Genomic DNA, 1,537 nt, shown 5'->3' on the forward strand with positions numbered 1-1,537 from the left:
AAAATTGAGTTTGCTTACAGTCTTTTTTAATTTAAACTTGTATTAAGAAAATCTTGAGGTGATAAATATGCTTTCGAAACATAATTCCATACAACGAGATCAAATTGAAATGATCGCTTTAGATCAACTTGTACCAGCGGACCATTTGGTTCGCAAAATAGAGGCTGCGATTGATTTCTCTTTTATTTATGACTTAGTGGAAGATATGTATTCTGAAGTAGGCCGCCCGAGTATTGATCCAGTCATTCTGATTAAACTAACCTTCATTCAATATACCTTCGGTATTCGTTCGATGCGAAAGACAATTGAAGAGGTTCAAACAAACATGGCCTATCGATGGTTCTTGGGCTATGGTTTCCATGATAAAGTACCGCACTTCTCTACCTTCGGGAAAAATTACGAACGTAGATTTAAAGATACAGATATATTTGAACAAATATTCTATCGTATATTAAAGAGTGCTGCCGAGAAAAACCTTATTAGTGCAGAACACATATTCATTGATTCTACTCATGTAAAAGCTAGTGCTAATAAGCATAAATTTCAAAAGAAGGTCGTACGGAAAGAAACAAGAGCTTACCAAGAGCGTCTTCAAGAAGAGATTAATCAAGATCGTGAAGATCATGGGAAAAAGCCTTTTTCACCAGATAAGTTTGACAAGGCAGAATCAAAAGAAATCAAGGAAAGTACAACTGATCCAGAAAGTGGTTACTACGTTAAAGACGAACGCACAAAACAGTTTGCCTATTCATTTCACGCAGCAGCAGATCGCAAAGGTTTTGTATTAGGCGTGGATGTTACACCAGGTAATATTCATGACAGTCAAATGTTAGAGCCATTGGTTGAAGATGTAAGCGAGATAATAGGAAAACCAAATGCTGTTGCTGCAGATGCTGCTTATAAGACTCCAGCGATTACAAAGTACTTAATAGAAAACAATATTATTCCAGCAGTACCTTACACAAGACCACGTACAAAAGATGGATTCTTCCGAAAACATGAATATGTTTATGATGAACACTTCGATTGTTACTTATGTCCAGCTGGGGAAATCTTGAAATACTCTACAACAACTAAAGAGGGATATAGAGAGTACAAATCTCCAAAGCACATTTGCGCAACGTGTCCATTATTGGCTCAATGTACAAAGAGTAAAGATCACCAAAAAGTGGTGACGCGCCATATCTGGCAAGAATACGTAGAAGAGGCAGACCATCTACGTCATCATCAAGATGTAAAACCGATATATGCAAAACGGAAAGAAACAATTGAACGTGTATTTGCGGATGCCAAAGAAAAGCATGGGATGCGTTGGACAACTTTGAGGGGACTCAAAAAATTGACAATGCAGGCGATGCTTACTTTTGCTGCCATGAACTTAAAGAAGATGGCCAACTGGACTTGGAAAGGTCCAGTAATAGTATAATATAGAGACTCGAAGAGTCTCTTTTTCATAAAAGTTGAACGAAATTAATATAAAATCGCAAAAAGGGTTTGGAATGTATTACATTCCAAACCCTTTTTGTCGACAGTCTGA

Annotated in this window: 1 protein-coding gene; it reads left to right on the forward strand. The window is 37.2% G+C overall.

Translation table 11 applies throughout. The features are described from left to right. Positions 1-67: 67 nt before the first annotated feature. On the forward strand, positions 68-1,426 hold the full coding sequence (locus COD11_RS26295; RefSeq protein WP_098799807.1) for an IS1182 family transposase: 1,359 nt from the start codon (positions 68-70) through the stop codon (positions 1,424-1,426). The last annotated feature ends 111 nt before the right edge of the window (positions 1,427-1,537 follow it).

Origin of the sequence: Bacillus sp. AFS040349, assembly GCF_002577655.1 — a bacterium.
In the GTDB taxonomy this organism is placed as follows: Bacteria; Bacillota; Bacilli; order Bacillales; family Bacillaceae; genus Metabacillus.

What these genes read in the sequence shown, in the direction of transcription:
- COD11_RS26295 (WP_098799807.1), top strand. Translation starts at nt 68, where the DNA reads ATGCTTTCGAAACATAATTCCATACAACGAGATCAAATTGAAATGATC.